Source organism: Kitasatospora sp. NPDC048715 (assembly GCF_043198905.1).
Lineage (GTDB): Bacteria > Actinomycetota > Actinomycetes > Streptomycetales > Streptomycetaceae > Kitasatospora > Kitasatospora lactacystinica.
In genome coordinates this window covers 33,434-56,830 of the sequence record NZ_JBICVH010000003.1, presented here as the reverse complement: position 1 = coordinate 56,830, position 23,397 = coordinate 33,434, and the positions used below count along the sequence as shown (strand labels likewise).

General features: G+C 73.8%; 24 protein-coding genes and 1 riboswitch. Of the genes, 17 read left to right on the top strand and 7 right to left on the bottom strand.

Annotation, left to right across the window (positions count from 1 at the left end):
- Nucleotides 1-47 precede the first annotated feature (47 nt).
- The gene (locus tag ACGFSC_RS06980) at nucleotides 48-362 is read left to right on the top strand and encodes an antibiotic biosynthesis monooxygenase family protein (RefSeq protein WP_359898684.1); all 315 of its coding nucleotides are present in this window, start codon (nucleotides 48-50) and stop codon (nucleotides 360-362) included.
- A gap of 9 nt (nucleotides 363-371) precedes the next feature.
- Here ACGFSC_RS06980 and ACGFSC_RS06975 read toward each other — a convergent pair whose 3' ends face one another.
- Entirely contained in the window at nucleotides 372-620 is a 249-nt protein-coding gene (locus ACGFSC_RS06975) for an SCO4226 family nickel-binding protein (protein WP_359898682.1), read from the bottom strand.
- Nucleotides 621-857: 237 nt separating this feature from the next.
- Nucleotides 858-985, top strand: a riboswitch (FMN riboswitch).
- A gap of 224 nt (nucleotides 986-1,209) precedes the next feature.
- On the opposite strand from ACGFSC_RS06975, the gene ACGFSC_RS06970 reads away from it, so the two are divergent.
- The 10 genes from ACGFSC_RS06970 (at nucleotide 1,210) to ACGFSC_RS06925 (ending at nucleotide 9,972) form a co-directional block, all read left to right on the top strand.
- On the top strand, nucleotides 1,210-1,920 hold the full coding sequence (locus tag ACGFSC_RS06970) for a riboflavin synthase (protein WP_359898681.1): 711 nt from the start codon (nucleotides 1,210-1,212) through the stop codon (nucleotides 1,918-1,920).
- A 56-nt stretch (nucleotides 1,921-1,976) separates the two neighbouring features.
- A complete protein-coding gene (locus ACGFSC_RS06965) occupies nucleotides 1,977-2,564 on the top strand; it encodes a nicotinamide mononucleotide transporter family protein (protein WP_359898858.1) in 588 nt (195 codons plus the stop codon).
- A gap of 5 nt (nucleotides 2,565-2,569) precedes the next feature.
- Entirely contained in the window at nucleotides 2,570-3,847 is a 1,278-nt protein-coding gene (locus ACGFSC_RS06960) for a bifunctional 3,4-dihydroxy-2-butanone-4-phosphate synthase/GTP cyclohydrolase II (RefSeq protein WP_359898856.1), read from the top strand.
- Nucleotides 3,848-3,927: 80 nt separating this feature from the next.
- Nucleotides 3,928-4,401 carry a 6,7-dimethyl-8-ribityllumazine synthase gene (gene ribH, locus ACGFSC_RS06955; protein ID WP_359898679.1) on the top strand — a complete coding sequence of 158 codons (474 nt, stop codon included), beginning with the start codon at nucleotides 3,928-3,930 and terminating at the stop codon, nucleotides 4,399-4,401.
- Between the two features lie 101 nt (nucleotides 4,402-4,502).
- A complete protein-coding gene (locus ACGFSC_RS06950) occupies nucleotides 4,503-4,775 on the top strand; it encodes a phosphoribosyl-ATP diphosphatase (RefSeq protein WP_280685086.1) in 273 nt (90 codons plus the stop codon).
- Between the two features lie 56 nt (nucleotides 4,776-4,831).
- Nucleotides 4,832-5,680, top strand: a complete 849-nt coding sequence (gene hisG / locus ACGFSC_RS06945) for an ATP phosphoribosyltransferase (RefSeq protein WP_359898677.1) — start codon at nucleotides 4,832-4,834, stop codon at nucleotides 5,678-5,680.
- A 144-nt stretch (nucleotides 5,681-5,824) separates the two neighbouring features.
- Nucleotides 5,825-6,265 (top strand): PH domain-containing protein, encoded by a 441-nt coding sequence (locus ACGFSC_RS06940; protein ID WP_359898675.1) that lies wholly within the window; start codon nucleotides 5,825-5,827, stop codon nucleotides 6,263-6,265.
- Between the two features lie 224 nt (nucleotides 6,266-6,489).
- A complete protein-coding gene (locus ACGFSC_RS06935) occupies nucleotides 6,490-7,833 on the top strand; it encodes a hemolysin family protein (RefSeq protein WP_359898673.1) in 1,344 nt (447 codons plus the stop codon).
- Nucleotides 7,830-8,876, top strand: a complete 1,047-nt coding sequence (locus tag ACGFSC_RS06930) for a hemolysin family protein (protein WP_359898672.1) — start codon at nucleotides 7,830-7,832, stop codon at nucleotides 8,874-8,876. Before ACGFSC_RS06935 ends, ACGFSC_RS06930 begins: the two co-directional genes overlap by 4 nt.
- Before the next feature lie 109 nt (nucleotides 8,877-8,985).
- Entirely contained in the window at nucleotides 8,986-9,972 is a 987-nt protein-coding gene (locus tag ACGFSC_RS06925) for an NAD-dependent epimerase/dehydratase family protein (RefSeq protein ID WP_359898670.1), read from the top strand.
- A gap of 84 nt (nucleotides 9,973-10,056) precedes the next feature.
- Here ACGFSC_RS06925 and ACGFSC_RS06920 read toward each other — a convergent pair whose 3' ends face one another.
- Together ACGFSC_RS06920 and ACGFSC_RS06915 are read right to left on the bottom strand one after the other, a co-directional pair.
- Nucleotides 10,057-12,123 (bottom strand): AAA family ATPase, encoded by a 2,067-nt coding sequence (locus tag ACGFSC_RS06920; protein WP_359898854.1) that lies wholly within the window; start codon nucleotides 12,121-12,123, stop codon nucleotides 10,057-10,059.
- Nucleotides 12,124-12,513: 390 nt separating this feature from the next.
- On the bottom strand, nucleotides 12,514-13,170 hold the full coding sequence (locus ACGFSC_RS06915) for a uridine kinase (RefSeq protein WP_380630899.1): 657 nt from the start codon (nucleotides 13,168-13,170) through the stop codon (nucleotides 12,514-12,516).
- Between the two features lie 211 nt (nucleotides 13,171-13,381).
- Here ACGFSC_RS06915 and ACGFSC_RS06910 point away from each other — a divergent pair, with 211 nt between their 5' ends.
- A complete protein-coding gene (locus ACGFSC_RS06910; RefSeq protein ID WP_359898668.1) occupies nucleotides 13,382-14,545 on the top strand; it encodes an acyl-CoA dehydrogenase family protein in 1,164 nt (387 codons plus the stop codon).
- Between the two features lie 113 nt (nucleotides 14,546-14,658).
- Here the strand turns inward: ACGFSC_RS06910 and ACGFSC_RS06905 are convergent, their stop codons facing one another.
- Nucleotides 14,659-15,180: a hypothetical protein gene (locus ACGFSC_RS06905; RefSeq protein WP_359909013.1), complete on the bottom strand. Its 522-nt coding sequence runs from the start codon at nucleotides 15,178-15,180 to the stop codon at nucleotides 14,659-14,661.
- Nucleotides 15,181-15,409: 229 nt separating this feature from the next.
- Between ACGFSC_RS06905 and ACGFSC_RS06900 the strand changes: the two genes are divergently transcribed.
- The 5 genes from ACGFSC_RS06900 (at nucleotide 15,410) to fxsA (ending at nucleotide 20,383) form a co-directional block, all read left to right on the top strand.
- The gene (locus ACGFSC_RS06900) at nucleotides 15,410-15,850 is read left to right on the top strand and encodes an Lrp/AsnC family transcriptional regulator (RefSeq protein WP_030243361.1); all 441 of its coding nucleotides are present in this window, start codon (nucleotides 15,410-15,412) and stop codon (nucleotides 15,848-15,850) included.
- A 31-nt stretch (nucleotides 15,851-15,881) separates the two neighbouring features.
- Nucleotides 15,882-17,489, top strand: coding sequence for an amidohydrolase (locus ACGFSC_RS06895; protein WP_359909016.1), 1,608 nt, complete (start codon nucleotides 15,882-15,884; stop codon nucleotides 17,487-17,489).
- Between the two features lie 42 nt (nucleotides 17,490-17,531).
- Nucleotides 17,532-17,984 (top strand): N-acetyltransferase, encoded by a 453-nt coding sequence (locus ACGFSC_RS06890; protein ID WP_359909019.1) that lies wholly within the window; start codon nucleotides 17,532-17,534, stop codon nucleotides 17,982-17,984.
- 96 nt (nucleotides 17,985-18,080) lie between these two features.
- Nucleotides 18,081-19,679 carry an apolipoprotein N-acyltransferase gene (gene lnt / locus ACGFSC_RS06885; protein ID WP_359909022.1) on the top strand — a complete coding sequence of 533 codons (1,599 nt, stop codon included), beginning with the start codon at nucleotides 18,081-18,083 and terminating at the stop codon, nucleotides 19,677-19,679.
- Between the two features lie 125 nt (nucleotides 19,680-19,804).
- Nucleotides 19,805-20,383, top strand: a complete 579-nt coding sequence (fxsA, locus tag ACGFSC_RS06880; RefSeq protein WP_359909024.1) for an FxsA family membrane protein — start codon at nucleotides 19,805-19,807, stop codon at nucleotides 20,381-20,383.
- A gap of 180 nt (nucleotides 20,384-20,563) precedes the next feature.
- Here the strand turns inward: fxsA and ACGFSC_RS06875 are convergent, their stop codons facing one another.
- The 3 genes from ACGFSC_RS06875 to ACGFSC_RS06865 form a co-directional block, all read right to left on the bottom strand.
- Nucleotides 20,564-20,938, bottom strand: coding sequence for an RNA polymerase-binding protein RbpA (locus ACGFSC_RS06875; protein WP_049655293.1), 375 nt, complete (start codon nucleotides 20,936-20,938; stop codon nucleotides 20,564-20,566).
- Between the two features lie 324 nt (nucleotides 20,939-21,262).
- Nucleotides 21,263-22,870 (bottom strand): hypothetical protein, encoded by a 1,608-nt coding sequence (locus ACGFSC_RS06870; RefSeq protein WP_359909027.1) that lies wholly within the window; start codon nucleotides 22,868-22,870, stop codon nucleotides 21,263-21,265.
- 110 nt (nucleotides 22,871-22,980) lie between these two features.
- Nucleotides 22,981-23,175 (bottom strand): hypothetical protein, encoded by a 195-nt coding sequence (locus ACGFSC_RS06865; protein ID WP_359827363.1) that lies wholly within the window; start codon nucleotides 23,173-23,175, stop codon nucleotides 22,981-22,983.
- Between the last annotated feature and the right edge of the window lie 222 nt (nucleotides 23,176-23,397).

Sequence of the window (23,397 nt, the reverse complement as noted above, 5' to 3'; positions counted from 1 at the left end):
CAGGGAGCACTGGGACAAGGCCCGCCGGGCAGCCGGAGGTGGTGGTCGTGATCGTCAGAATCTGGGCCGGGCAGGTCCTCGCCGATCGACTCGATGAGTTCTGCGCGCACCTGGCCGCCCAGGTGATCCCGCAGCTCGGTCGGACCGAGGGCTGCCTCGGCGGCGAGCTGCTGCGCTCGGTGTCCGAGGACCGGCACCGGGTGCTGGTGCTGAGCCGCTGGCGCGACGAGGAGGCCCTGCGCGGGTACGCGGGGCCGATGTGGCGGATCCGGCCGGTCTGGTCGGAGGGTGAGCTGAGCTACCTCGCCCACCCGCCGGAGGTCACCCACTTCTTGCAGATTGCCGCACCGGCCACGCTCTGAGCCGGGCTCTCACACCGACAGCGGCACCGAATGGATCTCGTCCGCCGGGTGCCCGGAGCGGTCGTGGACCCGCTGCACGGCCTCCTTGGAGGGTGCGTCGGAGAGGCAGTACACCGTGCCCGATTCCGGGTCCGCCCAGGCCTGCTGGAAGTGGACGCCCTCCTCGCCCTGGATCGCCAGGTCGGCCATGTGGGCCTGTTTGAGCTGCGCCTCCGTGATGCCGGTCATCCCGTGGTGGACGTCCATGAACTTCGCCATCGCCCTCGCCTCCGTAGCTTCGACGTGTCATCGGCAGGGCCCCGACTACCAGCCTCGCCCCCGCCGTCCGCCTGCGCCACCAGACCGCCGGGCCCGCGCCCGCGGACCGGCTCGCGCGAGCGGCGCACGGCACCCCGCCGCGCATTCCCGGCACGCCCGTGAAACAGACCACAGGCACGGGGCCTCCCTGCCGTTGCGCCGACCGTGGCACAATGACGGCATCAAGCAGTGACGTTCAGCGCACTCCGGGGTCGGTGAAAATCCGAACCGGCGGTTACAGTCCGCGACCCGTCCGCAGCCAGCGGCCGGTTGACCAGGTGAAATTCCTGGACCGACGGTTAAAGTCCGGATGGGAGGCGTGCGCGGGCGGACGAAGAGCAGTACCCGTGGGTCCAGTGGCGGAGAACCGTCCTCCGGGCCCCGGTCAGGTGAACGACGGGAGCGGTGTCTCCCGTGCCGGGCGAGCGATCTCCCGGCGGTCTCGGCATCCCCGGCGACGGGTGGTGTCCCGGGTCCGTACGCCGGTGCCCGTCCGTGTCATCTCCCATGCCGCCCCGGAGTCCGCGCCCCAAGCGCGAGGAGAACCCGGGTGTTCACCGGCATCATCGAAGAGCTCGGCGAGGTCGTGTCGATCCAGGAGATCGGCGACTCCTCGCGGATCCGCCTGCGCGGCCCGGTGGTCTGTACGGGTGCCCGGCACGGCGACTCCATCGCGGTCAACGGCGTGTGCCTGACCGTCGTCGACGGCCCGGCGGAACTGGCCGCCGGAACCGGTGAGTTCAGCGCCGACGTGATGGCCGAGACGCTGCACCGCTCCAGCCTCGGCGAACTGGCGCCCGGCTCCCGGGTCAACCTGGAGCGCGCCATGGCGCTCGGCGACCGGCTTGGCGGTCACCTCGTCCAGGGCCATGTCGACGCCACCGGGCGGCTGTTGAGCCGCGAGCCCGGCGAGCGCGACGCGGCGGGCGACCTGCGCTGGGAGGTGCTGCGGTTCTCGCTGCCCGGGACCATCTCCCGCTACCTGGTGGAGAAGGGCTCGATCACGGTCGACGGCGTCAGCCTCACCGTGGTGGAGGCCGCGCAGGACAGCTTCACCGTCAGCCTCATCCCGGCCACCCTCGCGCTCACCACGCTCGGCGCCAAGGGCGTCGGGGAGAGCGTCAACCTGGAGGTGGACGTACTGGCGAAGTACGTCGAGCGGCTCCTGGAGTCCCGCACCCTCCCGAACCTGCCGAACCTGTCCGACCTGTCCAACCCGTCCGTCCGGCCGGTCGACGGAACCCCGGGGGAGTCCAAGTGAGCTGGCTCAGCGGCGAGGCGTTCACCGTCCTCGGCGAACACGTCAAGTGGGCCGACATGTTCGGCAACATCCTCGGCCTCGGCGGGCTCGCGCTCGGCTGGCGCCGCTCGGTCTGGAGCTGGCCGGTCCAGCTGCTGTCCGGCGCCGTGCTGATCGCGGCCTACTTCGGCGGCCACGTCCCCGGCCTGATCGGCAAGCAGCTGATCGTGATCGCCACCGCCGCCTGGGGCTGGGCGCAGTGGCGTCGGGGCCGCCGCGACGGCGGCACGATCGCCGTACGGTTCGCGAGTTGGCCCGAGCGGCTCGTGCTGGCGGCGGGCACCGCGGCCGGCACCGTCGCGCTCGCCCTGCTCTTCACGTCCTTCCCCAGCCTGTCCTGGAGCCCCTGGTCGGACGCCTACATCTTCGTCGGCACGCTGGCCGCGATGGTCGCCCAGGCCCGCGGCTGGGTGGAGTTCTGGTTCGCCTGGATCGCGGTCGACGCGGTCGGCGTGCCGTTCGCCTTCAACAGCGGCTACACCTTCTCCGGCCTCACCTACTCCGTCTACTTCGTCCTGGTGCTGCTCGGCCTGCGTTCCTGGTGGCTGAGCACCCGTGAGCCGCGCGCCAAGTCCGCCACCGTCCCGCAGGGAGCCACGGTATGACCGAGATGACCGAGAACCAGTCCAGCAACGGCGCCACCGGGTCCGAGCCCGAACTCGTCCTCGACCCGGTCGAGCGGGCGATCGCCGACATCGCCCTCGGCCGCGCCGTGATCGTGGTCGACGACGAGGACCGCGAGAACGAGGGCGACATCGTCTTCGCCGCGTCCGCCGCGACCCCCGAGCTGATGGCCTTCACCGTCCGCTACAGCTCCGGCGTGATCTGCGCCCCGATGACCGGCGAGGAGCTGGACCGCCTCAAGCTCCCGCCGATGACCCAGGTCAACGAGGACCGCAAGGGCACCGCGTACACCGTCTCGGTGGACGCCCGCGAGGGGGTCGACACCGGCATCTCCGCCGCCGACCGCGCCCGCACCGTACGGCTGCTCTCCTCGTCCGGCACCCAGCCCGGCGACCTCACCCGCCCCGGGCACGTCTTCCCGCTGCGCGCCGTCGAGGGCGGCGTGCTGGTCCGCCCCGGGCACACCGAGGCCGCCGTCGACCTGGCCCGGCTGGCCGGGCTGCCGCCGGCCGGCGCGATCGCCGAGGTGGTCAACGACGACGGCAGCATGGCCCGGCTGCCCGAGCTGGTCGCCTTCGCCCGCGAGCACGGCCTGGCGATCATCTCCATCGAGGACCTGATCGCCTACCGCCGCCGTACCGAGCTGCACGTCGACCGGGCCGCCGTCACCGCCCTGCCCACCGCGTACGGGGAGTTCACCGCCGTCGGCTACCGGGGCACCATCGACGGCGTCGAGCACCTCGCGCTGGTGGCCGGCGGTCTGGACGCGCAGGGCCGGCTGCCGGACGACGAGGACGTCCTGGTGCGGGTCCACTCCGAGTGCCTGACCGGTGACGTCTTCGGCTCGCTGCGCTGCGACTGCGGACCGCAGCTGCAGGCCTCGCTGCAGCGGGTCGCCGCGGCCGGGCGCGGCGTGGTGCTGTACCTGCGCGGCCACGAGGGGCGGGGGATCGGCCTGGCCCACAAGCTGCGCGCGTACGAGCTGCAGGAGCGGGGGCGGGACACCGTCGACGCCAACCTGGACCTCGGCCTGCCCGCCGACGCCCGGGACTACAGCATCGCGGCGCAGATGCTGGTGGACCTCGGCGTCCGCTCGCTCACCCTGCTCACCAACAACCCGCAGAAGCTGACCGCGCTCACCGAGCACGGGCTCAAGGTCAAGGGGCGCGAAGCGGTCGAGATCGCGCCCGGCGAGCACAACCTGCGCTACCTGCGCACCAAGCGCGACCGGATGGGCCACGAGCTGCCCGGCCTCGATTCCTGACCCCGGCCCCGGGCCCTGACCACCCGCACCCGCACGACAGCCACCCGCACCCGCACGACAGACAGAACGGACGAAGAGACATGAGCGGCCACGGAGCCCCCGAGCTGACCATCGACGGCGCCGCCGACCTCAAGGTCGCCGTCGTCGCCGCCCAGTGGCACGACACGGTGATGAACGGCCTGCTGGACGGCGCCCACCGCGCGCTCAAGGAGCTGGGCGTCACCGAGCCGACCGTGCTGCGGGTGCCCGGCACCTTCGAGCTGCCGGTCGCCGCCAAGCGCCTCGCCGAGCGCGGCTACGACGCCGTGGTGGCCCTCGGCGTGGTGATCCGCGGTGGCACCCCGCACTTCGACTACGTCTGCCAGGCGGCCACCGTCGGTCTCACCCAGGTCAGCGTCGACACCGGCGTCCCGGTCGGCTTCGGCGTGCTGACCTGCGACAACGAGGAGCAGGCGATCGACCGCGCGGGCCTGCCCGGCTCCGCCGAGGACAAGGGCCACGAGGCCGTCACCGCCGCCGTCGCCACCGCCGCGGTCCTGCGCGCGGCGCTCTGACGACGAACCGCCCGGTCCCGGAGCACGGACGTCCACTGGACTGTCCACGCTCCGGGACCGTTTACCGTCCGTCCGCCCGCACGCCGTAAGGTGGCCCCATCATGGCTTCGAAGACATTCGAGGAGCTCTTCGCCGAGCTCCAGCAGAAGGCCGCCACCGGCGACCCCTCGTCCTCCCGTACCGCGCAGCTCGTCCAGCAGGGCGTCCATGCGATCGGCAAGAAGGTCGTCGAGGAGGCCGCCGAGGTCTGGATGGCCGCCGAGTTCCAGTCGGACGAGCAGACGGCGGAGGAGGTCTCGCAGCTCCTCTACCACGTTCAGGTGATGATGATCGCCCGCGGACTGACGCTCGACGACGTCTACAAGTACCTCTAGACACCCCGCTCCCCAGAGCACACCCATCCTCCCAACAGGTAAGGAAGCAACCTCCCATGCTGCGCATCGCCGTCCCCAACAAGGGTTCTCTCTCGGGTCCCGCGGCGGAGATGCTCCATGAGGCCGGCTACCGCCAGCGGAAGGACCCCAAGGAGCTCGTCCTCGTCGACCCGAACAACGAGGTGGAGTTCTTCTTCCTCCGCCCGCGGGACATCGCCGTCTACGTCGGCTCCGGCCGCCTCGACGTCGGCATCACCGGGCGTGACCTGCTGCTGGACTCGCACTCCAACGCGGAGGAGGTGCTCGCCCTCGGCTTCTCCGGGTCGACCTTCCGCTTCGCCCGCCCCGAGGGCGTGGACGTCGAGGACGTCAAGGGCCTGGAGGGCCTGCGGATCGCCACCTCCTACACCGGCCTGGTCGAGCAGCACCTCGCCGACCACGGCGTGAAGGCGACGGTCACCAAGCTGGACGGCGCGGTCGAGACCGCGGTGCAGCTGGGCGTCGCCGACGTGATCGCCGACGTGGTGGAGACCGGCACCAGCCTGCGCAACGCCGGCCTGGAGGTGTTCGGCGAGCCGATCCTGGTCTCCGACGCCGTGGTGATCCGGCCCAAGGGCGCGGGCGAGGACACGCGGGTGGAGCAGTTCCTGCGCCGCCTCCAGGGCGTGCTGGTGGCCCGCCGCTACGTGCTGATGGACTACGACATCCGCGCCGAGAACGTCGGCTCCGCCGTCGCGCTCACCCCGGGCCTGGAGTCGCCGACCGTCTCCCCGCTGCACACCGAGGGCTGGGTCGCGGTCCGTTCGATGGTGCTCCGCAAGGAGGCCCAGCAGATCATGGACGACCTGTGGGGCATCGGCGCCCGGGCCATCCTGGTCACCAACATCCACGCCTGCCGCCTCTGACCCGGGAGCCCGCCGCCCCCGAACCGCGCGTCCGGGTGACCTGCCCGCCGGCCCGCGGGTAAAGAACGGTTCAATGGGGCGGGGACGCCGACCGCGTCCCCGCCCCTCGTGCTGCCGCAACCAGAACCACCCCGGAGACCCCACGTGTCCACGCCGCCCGTCCAGTTCCCCGTCACCTGGGCGCCGCGCCGCACCCGCGCCGTGCTGCTGCCGGTCTGCGTGCTGCTGGTGGCGCTGTTCTCCGCGATGGCCGTGCTGCTCCCGGAGAACTGGCAGCTCAACGACCGGATCATGATGATGGCCAGCGGCGTCCTGTTCGCCGGCGTCGGCCTGATGCTGGCCCGCCCCCGAGTGAGCGCCGACGCGGAGGGCGTGACGGTGGTCAACTTCGTCCGCCGCCGCCGGCTCGCCTGGGCCGAGATCGTCCGGGTCAACTTCCGCCAGGGCGACCCGTGGGCCACCCTCGACCTCGCCGACGGCACCTCGCTCGCCGCGGTCGGCATCCAGTCCGGCGTCGGCAAGGACCGGGCGATCGCGGACGCCCGCGCGCTGCGCGACCTGGTCGAGCAGCACGCCCGGGTCTGAAGCCGGACCCGCCCCCACCGGGGGTTCTCCGTTCCCGGCGGGCCGAACAGGCTCCTTACCCCCATCCGGGTATGGTCTACGCTGGTAAAAGCAGGGCAAACTTCGCCCTGCCCGAAATCGAGTGCCCGAACCCGACCAGAGGAGTGACACTCCCCCTCGATGGACGATCCGTCCGGTAGTACCTGCGCCGCCTCGCTTCCCGATCCCGGAAGGCAGGCGGCACTGTGATCACCGCTTGGCTGCTGTTGCTCGCGGCCGTTCTCCTGATCCTCGCCAACGGCCTCTTCGTCGCCGCCGAGTTCGCCTTCGTGACCGTGGAGCGCGGGGAGGTCGACCGGTCCGCCGAGGCGGGCGACGCCAAGTCCCGCCGCGTCGCCGGGGCCCTGCGGCACCTCTCCTTCGAACTCTCCGGTGCCCAGCTCGGCATCACCGTCACCTCGCTGGTGGTCGGCATGCTCGCCGAGCCGGCGCTGTCCACCCTGCTCGCACCCGTGATGTCCGCCATCGGCGTGCCCGACTCGGCCGCCCGCGGCGTCTCCGTGATCGTCGGCATGGTGCTGGCCACCGTCGTCCAGATGGTGATCGGCGAGCTGGTGCCGAAGAACTGGGCGATCTCCCGCCCGCTCCAGGTGGCCCGCGCGGTCGCCGCCCCGCACATGGCCTTCTCCTTCGCCTGCCGCCCGCTGATCAGCTTCCTGAACGGCGCCGCCGACCGGACCGTCCGGGCCTTCGGCATCGAGCCGCAGGAGGAGCTGGCGCACGCCCGCACCCCGGACGAGCTGGTCTCGCTGGCCCGCCACTCGGCCAGGGCCGGCGCCATAGACGAGGAGTCGGCGACCCTTTTCGTCCGGACCCTGGGCCTGCGCGAGCTGACCGCGGAGTCCGTGATGACCCCGCGCGTCGACGTGGCCGCGCTCCAGCGCGACGCCACCGCCTCCGACGTCATCAACCTGACCCGGGCCACCGGTCTGTCCCGCTTCCCGGTCTACACCGACAGCCTGGACGAGGTCACCGGCACCGTCACGCTCAAGGACGCCCTGGCCGTCCCGGCCGCCCGGCGCGGCCTGGTGCGGGTCGGCGAGCTGGCCTCGCCGCCGCTGCTGGTGCCCGAGACGCTGCCCGCCGAGCGGCTGCTCGACCAGCTGCGCCGCCTCCAGCCGATGGCCATCGTGGTCGACGAGTACGGCGGCACCGCCGGCGTCGTCACCGTCGAGGACATCGTCGAGGAGATCGTCGGCGAGGTGCAGGACGAGCACGACCCGGACGACCACCCCGAGCTGCTCCCGCTGCCGCCGGTCAACGGCCTGCCGGTCTGGGAGGCCGACGGCCGCGCCCGGACCGACCAGCTGGAGCGGATCGGCCTGAACGCCCCGGACGGCCCGTACGAGACCCTGGCCGGTCTGGTCTCCGACCTGCTCGGCAAGCTCCCCGAGGTGGGCGAGCAGGCCGAGCTGCCCGGCTGGCGGTTCACCGTCACCGGTGTCGACCGCCACCGCACCACCGAGGTCCGGGTGGAGCGCACCACCGCGCCCGCGCAGTTCGACGAGGACCGGGAGGAGGGCCGATGACCGCCCTGCAACTGGCCGTCGCGCTGCTGCTCCTGCTCGGCAACGCCTTCTTCGTCGGCGCCGAGTTCGCCGTGGTGTCGGTGCGCCGCAGCCAGATCGAACCGCTCGCCGAGGCCGGGCACAAGCGCGCCCGCACCGTGCTGCACGCGCTGTCCAACGTCTCCGCGATGCTGGCCGCCGCCCAGCTCGGCATCACCGTCTGCTCGCTGGGCCTCGGCGCCCTCGCCGAGCCGACCATCGCCTCCCTGCTGGAGGGCCCGTTCCACGCGATCGGCGTCCCGTCCACGCTGATGCACCCGCTCTCGTACGGGATCTCGCTCGCCGTCGTGGTCTTCCTGCACATGGTGATGGGCGAGATGGTGCCGAAGAACATGGCCATGGCCGGCCCGGAGCGGGCCGCGCTCTGGCTCGGCCCGCCGCTGGACCGGCTGGCCCGCTGGCTCGCCCCGGTGATCCGGGTGCTGAACGCCCTCGCCAACGGCATCCTCAAGCTGTTCCGGGTGGACGCCAAGGACGAGGTCGAGTCGGTCTTCACGACCGAGCAGCTGATGTACCTGCTGGCGGACTCCCGGGACGCCGGGCTGCTCGACGAGGGCCGCCAGGAGCGCCTGGAGGACGCGCTGGAGCTGGGCCACCGCCCGGTCACCGAGGTGCTGCTCAAGCCCGAGCAGCTGGTCACCGTGGACACCAAGGCGACCGCCGCCGAGGTCGAGGAGCTGGCGCTGCGCACCGGCTTCTCGCGCTTCCCGGTCACCGACGGCGACCCGGCCGGCCACGGCTACCTCGGCTACATCCACCTCAAGGACGTCCTCGACGTGGAGGACACCTCTGCGCCCGTCCCGGCCCGCCTGTGGCGGCCGATCACGGTGCTGCGCGGCAGCCTCCCGCTGGACGACGCCCTCGGCGCGATGCGCCGGGCCACCTGCCACCTGGCCGCCGTGCTGGACCAGGACGGGCGCACGCTCGGCGTGGTCATGCTGGAGGACGTGCTGGAGGAGCTGGTCGGCGAGGTGCACGACCCGGACCACCGCGCCACGGCCTGACGCCCGCCCGGCAGGTCCGGGCCCCGCTGACGGTGTGTTCGCTCCCGGCGATTTCGCCCAGAGCATGCAGCCGTTCCATGCCGGCCACCCTGGGAGCAGGGTGGTCGGCATGAGACTTCTCCTGCTGGGTGGAACCGAGTTCGTCGGACGGGTCGTCGCCGAAGAGGCGCTGGCCAGGGGATGGGAGGTGACGGCCCTCAACCGCGGCACGCGGCCCGCGCCCGAGGGCGTCCGCACACTGCTGGGCGACCGCACCGCCGAGGGCGGCCTCGCGGCGCTCGGCACCGGGGAGTGGGACGCCGTGGTGGACACCTGGTCCTGGGCCCCCGCGGCGGTGCGCGACAGCGCCCGCCTGCTGAACGGCCGGGTCGGCCACTACGCGTACGTCTCCAGCCGGTCGGTGTACGACTATCCGCTGCGGGCCGGGGCCGGCGAGGCCTCGCCGGTGGTCGCCTCCTCCCCGGACCTCACCGGCGAGGTGCCCTACGCCGAGGCCAAGCGCGGCGCCGAACTGGCGCTGGAGGCGGAGTTCGGCGGGCGGGCGCTGCTGGCCAGGGCCGGGCTGATCCTCGGCCCGCACGAGAACATCGGCCGGCTGCCGTGGTGGCTCAACCGGATCGCCGAGGGCGGCCCGGTGCTCGCCCCGGGGCCGCGCGGGCTGGCCCTGCAGTACATCGACGTCCGCGACCTCGCGGCCTGGACCCTGGACGCCGCGGCGGCCCGCCTCGCCGGCCCGTACAACCTGGTCGGCCCGTCCGGCCACGCCACCATGGGCGAGCTGCTGGAGGCCTGCGTACGGGCCACCGGTTCGGACGCCGAGCTGCGCTGGACGGACCCGGAGCGGATCCTCGCGGCGGGCGTCGAGCCGTGGACCGAGCTGCCGATCTGGCTGGCGCCCGGCGAGCTGTACGACTTCCTGCACACCGGCTCGGTCGAGCGCGCGCTCGGCGCGGGGCTGCGCTGCCGCCCGGTCGCCGAGACCGTGGCGGACACCTGGGCCTGGCTGCGGTCGATCGGCGGCAGCGCGCCGCGGCGGTCCGACCGGGTCAGGGTGGGGCTGGACCGGGAGCGGGAGGCGGCGCTCCTCAACGGCTGAACGGGCGGGCGGGCCGGTCCCCGGGCGGGCGGGGGCCGGCCCGCCCGCAGACCGGCTCCGGCTCCGCCCGGCTCCGCCCGCCGGTCAGCTCCGGCCGTCGATCAGCTCCCCGTACGCCTGGACCAGGTCCGGCAGCCGCAGGGTGGCCAGGTCCTCCCGGCCCGGCGGCTCGCGCAGCAGCGACAGCCGCAGGTCCCGGTAGGCGCAGGACTTCTCGTACAGGGTGCGGATGAACCGGCCGTTGCCCAGCTCGTCGATCCAGCCCTCGCGGACCACGTGGGTGCAGATGCTGGCCAGCTCCTCGGCGGCGTCCTCGTCCCAGCCGTCGCCGTCCCGGCCGGCCAGCGAGGCGCCGATCGCGGTCAGTTCGCTCGGGCGGTAGCTGGGGAAGTCGACCCGGGTGGTGAAGCGGGAGTTGAGGCCGGGGTTGGTGGCGAGCAGCCGGTTCATGCCCTCGGGGTAGCCGGCCAGGATCACCACCAGCCGGTCGCGGTTGTCCTCGGCACGCTTGAGCAGGACCTGGAGCGCCTCGTCGCCGTACGCGTCGCCCTTGGTGTAGCCGGAGTTGGAGAGGCTGTACGCCTCGTCGATGAAGAGCACGCCGTCCAGCGCGGAGTCGATCAGCTCGTTCGCCTTCACGGCGGTCTGGCCGAGGAACTCGCCCACCAGGTCGGCGCGTTGGGCCTCCACCAGGTGGTCGCCGGAGAGCAGCCCGAGGGCGTGGAAGACCCGGCCGAGGATGCGGGCCACGGTGGTCTTCCCGGTGCCCGAGGGGCCGGAGAAGACGAAGTGGCGCTTCGGCGGCTGGACGGGCAGGCCCTGCTCGGCCCGCAGCCGAGACATCCTCAACTGCGCGGACAGCGCCCGCACCTGGCGCTTGACCGGCTCCAGGCCGACCATCAGCGAGAGTTCGGCCAGGGCCGCGTCCAGCTCCCGTTCGTCGCCGGCGGACCGGGGCTCGGGCACGGCGGCGGTCCGGGGCTGCGCCCGGCCGAGGGCGGGCAGCGGCGGGGGTGCGGCGGAGGCCGGCGGCGCGCCGGAGCCGGAGCGTTCCCCGGCGGCCTGCGCGGCGCCGTCGGCCGCACCGCCGTCCAGCAGGGCGCCGCCGGCGGTGAGGGCGCCGTCCGCCGGGGGCACGTCCACCAGTCCGGCGTCCACCAGCCCGGCGTCCACCGAGGGCCCGCCGCCCGACGGGAAGCCGCCGGGCAGGGCGCCGGTCGACACCCCGTCGCCGGAGACGGTCGGCCCGCTCGGCCCGCCCGCGTCCCCGAACTCCTCGCCGTACCCGGTCAGCTCGCCGTACCCGGGCAACCCGGCGAACCCGGCCTCGTCCGGGTACTCGGTGTCGAAGCCGGGGGCGTCCGGCAGGGCGGCGTCGGCCGCTCCCGGGCGCCCGCCGGCCGGCAGTCCGTCCGCGAGTCCGTCCGTGAGCCCGTCCGCGAGCGCGTCCTCGGCGGCGATGGCCGTCAGCCGGGTCGCGGTGTCCATGAACGCCGGGTCCGCCCGGTGCACCGCCCGGTAGAGCGGCAGCGCCGCGGCGCTGCGTCCGGCGCCCTCGTACGCCCGGGCCAGCCAGTACCGCAGCTCCTTGCGCTGGGGCTGTTCGGAGCGGCAGCGGGCCAGCGAGACGGCCAGCGGCGCCTGCGCCTGGGCGCACATGTCGAGGCGCACCCGCGCCATGCCGGCGAACAGCCCGGCCTCGATGCCGAGCAGCGGGTCGTCCAGCAGGCGGTCGGTGTCCCTGATCAGCTGCTCCCAGTCCTTGAGCAGGTAGGACCGGCAGGCGTACAGGAAGCGGGCGCAGGGGTCCTCGCCGGGTGCCGGGCACTGTTCCAGCGCCCGGTCCAGCTCGGCCAGGTGGCGGCCGTCCAGCCAGTGCGAGGCGTGCGCCAGCGCGAGGTCGCGGGCGTCCTCCAGCACCGGCTGCACCCACCAGCCCAGCCAGTACCAGGAACTGAGCGGCCGTCGGTGCAGCCGCCGCTGTTCGCCGAACCGCTTCTGGTGGCGGTACATGGCCAGCAGCGCGGCCGAGGTGTCGCTGCGCAGCGCGTGCAGTCCGAGCCAGGCGTCGGCCATGCCCGGGTCCAGCCGGACGGCGGCCCGGAACTCCTCCTCGGCCCGGGTGTACGCACCGGCCGTGTAGGCGTCCATGGCGCGCAGCCAGGCGCGGTCGGCGAGCCGGTCGGGCCCGCCCGCCGTGCTGTCGGAACTGTCCACCGTCGTCACTCACGCCCCCCGCGGTGCGGCCCGGGGCTCGGCCGGCGGGTTGCCTGCGCCTAGCCTGGCCGGTGGTCGTCGACCCCCTTGCGGCGCATCTGCGCCTGCCAGGAATCGTACCGGCGCGGCGCTGATCCGGAAGGGTGCCGAACAGGGTCAAATACGATCGCGCGAGCGGCCGTTGAGCGGCCGGGCGACGAAACGGGCTGCCGGGGAGCGAGTTTCGGAAGGGGACCGGACGGCGTCCCCGGCTCACGGGGGAACAAGCCGGGGGCGCCGGGTCCGAGGCAACCGGAAGCTTTCGTTCCGGCGGCTGAGGAGAACCTAGATCCTGGCGATGTCGCAGGTCAAGGCGATGGTTGAAGTTTCACCGACGGTGCCCGGGGCGATCCGGCCGGTCACCCCGTCGACCCGCGTCGCGGCGTACGGACGGCTCGGATCGGCGGCGAAATGCGCCGATTCGGCCCGGGCCCAGCCCGCCCAGAACTCGGCCAGTTCCGGACCGTCCCGCTCCTCCCCGCGCCGCCGGGCCGAAGCGGCGTCCAGCTCCATCCAGATCACCCGGGCCAGCCACGGCCGCACCGCCCGCCGGCCCGCGCCGACCCCCTCGACCAGCACCACCGGGGCGGCCGGCACCGCGGCCGTGCCCGCGAAGCGGCGCAGCGTCCAGTCGTACACCCGGTACTCGGCGTCCCGCCCGGCCGCCAGCGGCTCCAGCACCTGCCCGCGCAGCCGTCCGGTCCACCCGAACGGCTCGCGGTGGGTGGCCAGGTCGTCGAGGTGGACCACCGGGGCCCCGCCGAGCGCCGCCGCCAGCCGTCCGGCGAAGGTGGTCTTGCCGGACCCCGCGTGCCCGTCCACCGCGACCAGCCGCACCGGCCCGCAGGAGGGCGGCAGCGCGCGCAGCTCCGCCGCGAGCGCGGCCGGAAGGTCGTCCGGAGCGGGCCGGAGCGGGGGCGGGAACGGTTCGGATGCAGCCACAACGTCAACCCTACGGTGCCGTAGCCCGCCACTGCGGACAGTTCATCTGTGCAGGTCGTGACGGCAGCGCGGGTTTCGGGCATACTCGCCTTCGCCACGACTGTGAACGGCCGTTCACCGCAACCCGGTGCCGGTCGGTCCGACAAGCCGCACCCCCGCCGGGTCAGCCGACACCTCGGTCCGGCGCCCGATCGAGGAGGCGACCACCGCCATGACCCCCTCCCCTGTGAAAGCCGTGGAGCGCCAGCTGCCGAGCGAGGAGGCCCGCGAGCTGCTGAGCCTCACCCGTGACCTGGTCCAGCGCGAGCTCCAGCCGCGTGCGGCGGAGGACGAGGCCGCCGACCGCTTCCCGCGCGACGTCTTCCGCACCCTCGGCGAGGCCGGCCTGCTCTCCCTCCCGTACGACGAGAAGTACGGCGGCGGCGAACAGCCCTACGAGGTGTACCTGCAGGTGCTGGAGGAGCTCGCGGCCGGCTGGCTGGCCATCGGCCTCGGCGTCAGCGTGCACACCCTCTCCTGCCACGCGCTGGCCACCTTCGGCACCGACGAGCAGCGCGACGCGTGGCTGCCCGCCATGCTCTCCGGCGAGCAGCTCGGCGCCTACTGCCTCTCCGAGCCGCAGTCCGGCTCGGACGCGGCCGCGCTGCGCACCCGCGCCGACCTCGACGGCGAGGCGTACGTGGTGAACGGCACCAAGGCCTGGATCACCCACGGCGGCCAGGCCGACTTCTACAGCGCCCTGGTGCGCACCGGCGTCGACGGCCCCAAGGGCATCAGCTGCCTGCTGGTCCCCGGCACCCAGCAGGGCCTGTCCGCGGCCCCGCCGGAGCACAAGATGGGCATGCGCTCCTCGCCGACCGCGCAGCTGCACTTCGACGGTGCGCGCGTCCCGCGCGAGCGGCTGATCGGCGAGGAGGGGCAGGGCTTCCAGATCGCGCTCGCCGCGCTGGACTCCGGCCGCCTCGGCATCGCCGCCTGCGCGATAGGCGTGGCCCAGGCCGCGCTCGACCTCGCGGTCGACTACGCCCGCACCCGGCGCCAGTTCGGCCGCCCGATCGCCGAGTTCCAGGGCCTGTCCTTCATGCTCGCCGACATGGCCACCCAGATCGAGGCCGGGCGCTCGCTCTACCTGTCCGCCGCCCGGCTGCGGGACGCCGGCCGGCCGTTCTCCAAGGAGGCGGCGATGGCGAAGCTGTTCTGCACCGACGCGGCGATGCGGGTGACCACCGACGCCGTCCAGGTGCTCGGCGGCTACGGCTACACCCAGGACTTCCCGGCCGAGCGCTACATGCGCGAGGCCAAGGTGCTGCAGATCGTCGAGGGCACCAACCAGATCCAGCGCCTGGTGATCGGCCGCCACCTCACCAAGGGCTGACGCCCGGGGGCCGTCCGGCGGGGGAGCCGCCGGACCGCCCCGGTCCCCCCGTACGGCCTCCGGCCGTCACTCCAGGGTGCGGAGTGACGGCCGGAGGCGTTCCCGGCGGAGCGTCAGCTCGCCTTGGCGGTGCGGCCGGTCAGCGCCGGACGACGGCGGCGCTGCTCCGGGATGGCGGCCCGCAGCGCCGCGACGGCCGGGACGGCGGGCGCCACCGGGGCGGCCCCGGGGACCGCGGCGAGCCGTACCGGGCAGTGCGCGACGGCGTGCGAGAACGGCTGGGTGCGCCAGTCCAGCCCGCTCGGAAGCTTGAACAGCGCGTCGAAGCCGGCCGGTTCGGCGTCCTCCTGGGCCTCGACCTCGGCCAGGTCGTCCGTCGGCGTGCCCGAACCCGGGCAGATCGCGGGGGAGAAGGGGTTCCAGGCGGTCGGCAGCAGCGCGTGTTGCGGCAGCCGCTCCTCGTCCGCCACCAGGGCGATCGGGCGGCGGCACTCGGGGCAGTCGACCCGGAAGATGTCCCAGGTCTCCGCCTCGCCGGGGTCGGTGCCCGGCAGGTGGCCGACCGCGAGGTCCTCGCGGTCGGCCATATCGTCGGTCTCGTCGGAGCCCAGCACACGCTGGTCGGTAGCAGGCATGAGGATCCCCCTAGGATCGGGCCCGGCGTGGTCGTCCAGGGCCACAACCAGCACTTCCCTGTGATCCGGACTCATAATCCTGCGGTCCCGTGCACCGTGATGCACCGGGTGTGTCCTTGGCCACACCGGATGCCACATTCGCCCGGCATGTGCCCGCCCGGCACCTGCGAACCCGTCCTGTGCCACCGCGTGCGCCCCCCGTGCTCCCGACCGGGTAGGTTTGCGCACTGTGGAGGATCTCGACCAACGCATCGTCCAGCTGCTCCTCGAAGACGGCCGGATGAGCTACACGGACCTGGGCAAGGCCACCGGCCTGTCCACCTCGGCGGTGCACCAGCGGGTGCGCCGCCTCGAACAGCGCGGGGTGATCCGCGGCTACACCGCGATCATCGACCCCGACTCCGTCGACCTGGCGCTGACCGCGTTCATCTCGGTCAAACCCTTCGACCCGAGCGCCCCGGACGACACCCCCGAGCGGCTGGCCGGCCTGCCCGAGATCGAGGCCTGCCACAGCGTCGCCGGCGACGAGAACTACATCCTCAAGGTCCGCGTCGGCGCCCCCGGCGACCTGGAGGACCTGCTCGCGCGCATCCGCAGCGCCGCCGGCGTCTCCACCCGCACCACCGTCGTCCTGTCCACCCCGTACGAGGCACGCCCCCCGAAGCTCTGACCGCGAACCGGTGGGGTGCAGACTTGGCGGCATGACCGAACGCACCTCCTGGACCGTCCTGCTGCGCGGCGGCGCCGTCTACAGCCCCGCCGACCCCTTCGCCACCGCGATGCTCGTGGAAGGCGGGCACGTCGCGTGGGTCGGCAGCGACGGCGCCGCCGAGGCGTACGCCGCGACCGTCGACGAGATCGTCGAGCTGGACGGCGCCCTGGTCACCCCCGCCTTCGTGGACGCCCACGTGCACGCCACCGCCACCGGCCTGGCGCTCACCGGCCTCGACCTCACCGGCAGCCCCTCGCTCGCCGCCGCCCTGGCCGCCGTCACCGCCTTCGTCGACGCCCGGCCCGAGCCCGGCGGGGTGCTGATCGGTCACGGCTGGGACGAGACCGGCTGGCCCGAGGGCCGCCCGCCCACGCTCGCCGAACTCGACGCCGCCGCCCGTGGCGCCGCGCTCTACCTCTCCCGTACCGACGTGCACTCCGCGCTCGCCACCACCGCGCTGCGCACCCTCACCGAGGGCCTGGCCGAGGCGCCCGGCTTCGACCCCGAGGGCCCGCTCACCAAGGACGCCCACCACGCCGTGCGGCAGACCGCGCTGGCCCGCCTCACCCCCGAGCAGCGCCGCCGGGCCCAGCGCGCCACCCTGGCCCGCGCCGCCGAACTCGGCATCGGCGCCCTGCACGAGTGCGCCGGCCCGGAGATCTCCTCGGAGGCCGACCTGGCCGCCCTGCTGGCCCTGGCCGCCGAGGGGGACGGGCCCGAAGTATTCGGCTACTGGGGCGAGTTGGGCGGTGTCGAGACCGCCCGCAGGCTCGGTGCGGTGGGCGCCGGAGGCGACCTCTTCGTGGACGGCGCGCTCGGCTCGCACACCGCCTGCCTGCACGCCCCGTACGACGACGCGGAGCACACCGGCACCGCCTACCTGACCGCCGAGCAGGTCGCCGACCACGTCGCCGCCTGCACCGAGGCCGGGATCCAGGCCGGGTTCCACGCCATCGGCGACGCGGCGGTCACGGCGGTCCTCGACGGCGTCCGGGAGGCCGGCGCCCGGGTCGGCGCCGCCCGGGTCAAGGCCCTGCGCCACCGCGTCGAGCACGCCGAGGCCCTGGACGACAAGGCCGTCGCCGCCTTCGCCGAACTCGGCCTGACCGCCTCCGTCCAGCCCGCCTTCGACGCCGCCTGGGGCGGCCCGGAGGGCATGTACGTCCAGCGCCTGGGCGCCGAGCGGGCGGCCGCCCTCAACCCCTTCGCCGCGCTGCTGCGGGCCGGCGTCCCGCTGGCCTTCGGCTCGGACGCCCCGGTCACCCCGCTCGACCCCTGGGGCACCGTCCGCGCGGCCGCCTTCCACCGGACCCCGGAACACCGGATCTCGGTCCGCGCGGCCTTCACCGCCCACACCCGCGGCGGCTGGCGCGCGATCGGCCGCGACCAGGACGGCGTGCTCGTCCCCGGCGCCGTCGCCAGCTACGCGATCTGGGCGGCCGGCGAGCTGGTCGTCCAGGCCCCCGACTCCCGGGTGGCGGGCTGGTCCACCGACCCGCGCTCCGGCACCCCCGGGCTGCCCGACCTCACCCCGGGCCACCCGCTGCCGACCTGCCTGCGCACCGTGGTCCGCGGCCGCACGGTGCACCAGCGGTAAACCCCGTGGAACGTCGGGCGGGCACGCCCTAGGTTGATCGGCATGATCGAACTGGTGCCCGCCGACTTCACCGTCCCGCGCGAGCTGCTCGCCCCGGAGTTCCGACTGGAGCCCCTGGGCGAGCGGCACAACGCCTCCGACCACGCCGCCTGGACGAGCAGCATCGACCACATCCGCGCCACCCCCGGCTGGGCCGGCCGCGGCTGGCCGCCCGCCGACGGGATGCCCCCGGAGCGCAACCTCGACGACCTGCGCCGCCACGCCGCCGACTTCGAGGCCCGCACCGGCTTCACCTACACCGTCCTGGAGCCGGACCGCGACGAGGTGATCGGCTGCGTCTACATCTACCCGGACCGCGAGGACCCCTCGGTGGTCTCGGTCAGCTCCTGGGTCCGGGCCGACCGCGCCCACCTGGACGAGCCGCTGCACCGCGCCGTCTCCGACTGGCTCACCGCGCACTGGCCGCTGCGGGATTTCCGCTACGCCCCGCGCTGACCCCGCCGTCACCCCTCACCTCACGGGCCACCGACGTTCCGGGGTACCTTCTTCGCACAGCGTCCGAACAGCAAGCCCCAGGAAGATGGTGCGCCGGTGGCCACTCCCGTCACCCAGGAACGGCCCGAGGCCGTACCCGAGCCGCAGGAGCCGACGCCCCGACCGAGCCGCGGAGCCCGCGCGCTCGCCAGGATCCGCGCCGGGCTCCCCCGCACCGGCCTCGCCGTCCTGGCCGGCCTGCTGCTGGCCCTCGCCTTCCCGCCGTACGACCTGTGGCCGCTGTCGCTGCTCGGCGTCGCCGCGCTCTCGCTGCTGACCCGGGGCCGCACCTTCCGTCAGGGCCTCTGGACCGGCTTCGCGTTCGGCCTGCCGTTCTTCCTGATGCTGCTCAGCTGGCTGCGGGTGGTCGGCTGGGACGCCACGGTCGGCCTGTCCGTCGTGGAGGCGCTGTTCCTGGCCCTGCTGGGCGGCGCCCTGGCCGTCACCTCCCGGCTGCCGGGGTGGGCGCTCTGGGCGGCCTGCCTGTGGGTCACCCAGGAGTGGGCCCGCGACCGGCTGCCGCTCGGCGGCTTCCCCTGGGGCCGGCTCGCCTTCGCCAACACCGCCAGCCCGTTCACCCCGCTGGCCGCGCTCGGCGGCGCACCGCTGGTGACCTTCGCGGTCGCCCTCTGCGGCGCCCTGCTGGGCTGGGCCGCGCTGCGGGTGCGCGGGCCCGGCAGGGCTCCGAGGGCGGCCGCGCTGGCGGCGCTCGGCGCGGTGGCCGCACTGCTGGCCGGCTACCTCGTCCCGGTGCCCACGGCCGCGGACGACACCGTCAAGGTCGCCATCGTCCAGGGCAACGTGCCCAACCCGGGCATGGACTTCCTGGGTCGCCCGATGATGGTCCTCAACAACCACGCCTCGGCCACCGAGCGGCTCGCCGCCGACATCAGGGCCGGCAAGGTCGAGCGCCCCGACATCGTGATCTGGCCGGAGAACTCCTCCGACCTCGACCCGTTCAGCGATCCGCTGGCCCGCCAGCGGATCGACCAGGCGGTCAAGGCGGTCGGGGTGCCGACCCTGGTCGGCACCCTGGTGGACGGCCCGGACGCGCAGCACGTCCAGAACGAGGGCATCGTCTGGGACCCGGTCACCGGCCCCGGCGCCTCCTACACCAAGCAGCACCCCGTCCCGTTCGGCGAGTACGTGCCCTTCCGCGCCCAGCTGATGACGGTGATCACCCGCCTCCAGCGGGTCGCCCGGGACTTCTACCCCGGCGACCACAACGGCGTGATGCAGCTCGGCCCGGCCAGGATCGGCGACGTGATCTGCTTCGAGGTCGCGTACGACGAGATCGTCCGCGACACCGTGGACAGCGGCGCCCGGGTCCTGGTCGTCCAGACCAACAACGCGACCTACGCGAAGACCGGGCAGCCCGAGCAGCAGCTGGCGATGAGCCGGCTGCGGGCCGTCGAGCACGGCCGGGCGGTGCTGATCGCCGCCACCAGCGGCATCAGCGCGGTGATCGCCCCGGACGGCAGCGTCCAGCAGCGCACCGAGGAGCTGACCGCGGCCGAGCTGTCGGCGACGGTCCCGCTGCGCGACGGCACCACCGTCGCCGACCGGGTCGGCGCCGCCCCGGAGTGGACGCTGGCCGTCGGCGGCCTGCTGGCCTGCGGCGCGGCCCTGCTGGTCGGACGGCGCCGGAAGGCGTAGGGCGCGGCAGCCGAGCCCGGCCGCCGGAACACCGGCGGCGCGGGAATCGTTGGAGCAGGTGGTGCCGTAGCCGGCCCGGACCTCCCGTGCGGCGCGCAGAGCACCGCTTGGAGTGGATTCGTACCGTGACCCAGCAAGCTACCCCCACCCGTCCGGCCCCGCGCAGCAGGCTCCGCCGGGTGCTGCCGCTGCTGATCACCGCCTGGCTGGTGCTGGAGATCTGGCTGCTGGTCCAGGTCGGCTCCTGGCTGGGCGGCTTCACCGTCGTGCTGCTGCTCGTCGCGGGCGCCCTGATCGGCGGCTCGCTGATCAAGCGGGCCGGGCTGAAGGCGCTGTCGGCGGCGATCGAGCAGAGCAAGAACCCGCAGTCCCAGCAGCCGCAGACCGGTACCAGCATGACCGTGCTGGCCGGCCTGCTGCTGATCGTCCCCGGCTTCCTGTCCGACCTGCTGGCGCTGACCCTGATCCTCCCGCCCACCCGGGCCCTGTGGCGGGTGCTCGGCCGCCGGGTCGCGGACAAGGCTCTGCGCAGTGCCTCCGTGGCCGGCGCCGACCCGTTCGCGGACGCGATGCGGCTGCAGGAGCAGCTGCGCATCCACCGCCCGGACGGCAAGGTGATCCAGGGCGAGGTCGTGGACCCGGAGGCCGGCCCGCGTGGCCCGCAGGGCCCGGACACCACCTACCGTCCGCCGATCGCCGGCTGACCCGCCCGTTCCGACGGGAGCCCCCGGGGGCGCGGAGAACCCGCCCCCGGGGGCTCCTCGCGTGCACGGCACGGTCCGGCGGACGGCGCCGGGAAGGCGGACGGCGCCGGACAACGCGAAAGGGACCCTGGTGACCAGGGTCCCTTTTCGCGTCCTCCCGCTCGGGGCGGGAGCGAGGTGTCAGGCGCTCTTGCGGGTGTCTCGCGGGTGCACCGCGAGGTTCATCCCACCGGAGCGGAGCACGGCCAGCCGTTCGGCCAGCACCTCCTCCAACTCCTCGCGCGTCCGGCGCTCCATCAGCATGTCCCAATGGGTGCGCGTCGGCTTGATCTTCTTCTCCTCCGGCTCGTCGCCGTCGAGAAGTGCCGCCTCCTGGCCGCAGAAGCGGCATTCCCAGGTCGCGGGGATCTCCGCCTCGACCGAGAAAGGAACCTCGAAACGGTGTCCGTTCTGACATGCGTACTCGACGGTCTGGCGGGGAGCCAGATCGATACCACGGTCGGTCTCGTAGCTAGTGGCCCCGAGTCGCGTGCCGCGGAGAGCTCGCTCGCTCATGAATCGTGCCTCCCGGGCTTATGGCCCACAGGACTAGTGGTCGCTGTTCTTCGTCGTTCGGTCAACGCTCGGCTTCCGACGAAGATTCCCGTCCCGGGACATGCGTCGTCTTGTAGTGCCGCCCCTGTTTGTACCCACCCGCGCCCGATTTGTCACATCTGGCCGGTGATATCACCCCAGGTGTCACCTATTTCACATCTGGTGATCGTGCGGACTTTCTGTGACGAGCGTACCGGGACGGGATTCGGCGCCGGGCGCCGACCCCTGCCGGGAGCCGAGAACCGGCCGGGGGAGGCGGCCCGGGGAGGCGGCCCGGCCCTGCCGTCAGGAGATCGGCCGTGAACGGATCATCGGCTCGCCCTTGGCCAGGTCGACCGGACGGGCCGGATCGGCCGCGGGTACCACCGGCGGGCGGTCCGGGCGGGGTGGCTCGGCGGCGGCCGCCTCGGTGCGGGTGTCCCGGTGCGGCAGCAGGGCGATCACCGCGTCCCGCAGCGCGGCCGGGGCCTCGTCGTCCAGCGGATCGACGGTGGCCGGCACCTGGAGCCGGAGCGGGGCGCCGTTGCCGATCCGGGCGTAGCCGCGCCCGATCGGGGCCTGGGCGGCGGGCACGATGTCCAGCGGCGCGCCGAGCGCTTCGCGCCCCTCGTCCGGGCCGGCCGGGCCGAGCACCACGCGGGCCCGGGTGGTGGCGCGGACGGTGGCGGTGATCCGGTCCCGGGCCTCCAGGTCGTCGGCGACCACCACGGTGACCCGGGCGGCCCGGCCGTGGCGCAGCGGGAGCTCCAGGAGGTCCTGCGGGTCGGGGCGGCCCTCGGCCCGGGCGAGCTCGCTCAGCTCGGTCGGGTGGTCCAGCAGCAGCCACAGCGGCCGGGTGACGTCCTCGGGCGGGGCGGTTCCGGCGTGCCGGGCGGCGTTGAGCGCGGCGAGCCTGCGCTCGGTCTCGCCGACGGCCCAGTCCAGGGCGGCCAGCGCGCCGTGCAGGCTGGTCTCCACGGTGTGCACGCCGGGCCGGTTCACCAGGCAGGCGTGCTCGCCGGTGCCCGCACCGTCGACCACCACCAGGTCGGCGTACGGGAGGGCCTGGAGCGCCACCGAGCGCAGCAGGCTGGAGGTGCCGTAGCCGGTGACGCCGAGCACCAGCAGGTGCGGCTCGGCGGAGCGCGGGCCGGTGCGCCAGACCACCGGCGGCTGCTGGACGGTGGTGCCGCCCCGGACGACCGGGATGGTCCGGGCGGTGCCGCCCTCGTCGGTGAAGCCCAGCACGATCTCGCCGGGGGCCGCCACGAAGCGCTGGGCGGCGATGTCGGCGGCCAGCGGGGCGAGGGCGGTGATCCGCAGCCGGTTGGACTCCTCGTCCCAGTCGAAGCGGTACTCGCGGGCCCGGCCGGCCTTGCCCTGGACGACCTGCTCGATCCGGGCCCGGGCGGCGGGCTCGGTGTCGGTGAAGTAGGCGGGGTAGGTCATCTCCAGCCGGGAGAGCCGGCCCTCGCCGTCGAAGTCCCACGCGCTGAAGGCGTTCTTGTGGCTGCCCTCGAAGTGGTACAGCGGGTTGGCGTCCTCGGGTCCGCACAGGTACGGGGTGAGCGCCGCGTAGAGGGCCGCGAGCTTGAGGTCGGCGACGTCCGGTGCGGGCGGTGCGGGCGTCGCCCGGGGGGCCCGGCCGGCCCAGGCGGCGCTGGCCATCAGGGTGATCAGGGCGAACAGCAGGCCGTGCGGCAGCAGGTAGACGCCGATCAGCAGGGCGGCGGTCAGGAACAGCGTCGGCCCGCGGCGGTCCTTGGGGGTGGCCTGCCAGCGGGACTTCGCCCAGTCCGCGTGGTGGCGCAGGCCGCGGCCGATCACGGAGAGCGGGGCGAACATGTCCGAGGCGTGGTCCCCGGCGGTCCGGGCGATCGCGCGGCCCTTGGTGAGGTGGCGGTGGAGCGGCATTCCTTGACTCCCCAAACGGTGGGACGGGTGGGGTGGCGCGGGTGGGCAACGACGGGGCCCGGGGCGGTGGGATCCGCGCCCGGGCCGGTACGGAGGAGATCTGGACGCGGTCAGAACTTGATGCCGCTGAGCAGGCTGGCGAGGCTCGCGCCGCCCGCGGTGATGCTCGGTGCGATCGAGGAGCCAGCGATGTAGAAGCCGAAGAGGGCGCAGACGATGGCGTGGGAGACCTTTAGTCCGTCCCGGCGGAAGAAGAGAAAGGCGATGGTGCCGAACAGGACGATGCCGGAAATCGAGAGGATCACGTTCCGCTCCTCAGGAAGGGGGACAAGCGGGGGTGTTACGGAAAGTGCACCAATCGTGACAAAAAGTAATAGATGATGGAACGGTGCAAATGGGTGGTTCTGCCGTCCAATACCGTTCCGGTGGCCGGGTGGCGGTATGCGACCCGGCCGGGGTGGGGCCGGGTGCCGAGGGGATTCGATGCGCCGAGGCATTCCCGGGCGGAGGGCGGGAAGTTTCCGGGG

Excerpts from the sequence above, each read along its gene's own strand:
- ACGFSC_RS06975 (WP_359898682.1), bottom strand. The coding sequence starts at position 620 with ATGGCGAAGTTCATGGACGTCCACCACGGGATGACCGGCATCACGGAG.
- hisG (WP_359898677.1), top strand. The coding sequence starts at position 4,832 with ATGCTGCGCATCGCCGTCCCCAACAAGGGTTCTCTCTCGGGTCCCGCG.
- ACGFSC_RS06960 (WP_359898856.1), top strand. The coding sequence starts at position 2,570 with ATGACCGAGAACCAGTCCAGCAACGGCGCCACCGGGTCCGAGCCCGAA.
- ACGFSC_RS06965 (WP_359898858.1), top strand. The coding sequence starts at position 1,977 with ATGTTCGGCAACATCCTCGGCCTCGGCGGGCTCGCGCTCGGCTGGCGC.
- ribH (WP_359898679.1), top strand. The coding sequence starts at position 3,928 with ATGAGCGGCCACGGAGCCCCCGAGCTGACCATCGACGGCGCCGCCGAC.
- ACGFSC_RS06920 (WP_359898854.1), bottom strand. The coding sequence starts at position 12,123 with ATGGACGCCTACACGGCCGGTGCGTACACCCGGGCCGAGGAGGAGTTC.
- ACGFSC_RS06895 (WP_359909016.1), top strand. The coding sequence starts at position 15,882 with ATGACCGAACGCACCTCCTGGACCGTCCTGCTGCGCGGCGGCGCCGTC.
- ACGFSC_RS06925 (WP_359898670.1), top strand. The coding sequence starts at position 8,986 with ATGAGACTTCTCCTGCTGGGTGGAACCGAGTTCGTCGGACGGGTCGTC.
- ACGFSC_RS06905 (WP_359909013.1), bottom strand. The coding sequence starts at position 15,180 with ATGCCTGCTACCGACCAGCGTGTGCTGGGCTCCGACGAGACCGACGAT.
- ACGFSC_RS06930 (WP_359898672.1), top strand. The coding sequence starts at position 7,830 with ATGACCGCCCTGCAACTGGCCGTCGCGCTGCTGCTCCTGCTCGGCAAC.
- ACGFSC_RS06950 (WP_280685086.1), top strand. The coding sequence starts at position 4,503 with ATGGCTTCGAAGACATTCGAGGAGCTCTTCGCCGAGCTCCAGCAGAAG.
- ACGFSC_RS06875 (WP_049655293.1), bottom strand. The coding sequence starts at position 20,938 with ATGAGCGAGCGAGCTCTCCGCGGCACGCGACTCGGGGCCACTAGCTAC.
- ACGFSC_RS06910 (WP_359898668.1), top strand. The coding sequence starts at position 13,382 with ATGACCCCCTCCCCTGTGAAAGCCGTGGAGCGCCAGCTGCCGAGCGAG.
- ACGFSC_RS06870 (WP_359909027.1), bottom strand. The coding sequence starts at position 22,870 with ATGCCGCTCCACCGCCACCTCACCAAGGGCCGCGCGATCGCCCGGACC.
- ACGFSC_RS06890 (WP_359909019.1), top strand. The coding sequence starts at position 17,532 with ATGATCGAACTGGTGCCCGCCGACTTCACCGTCCCGCGCGAGCTGCTC.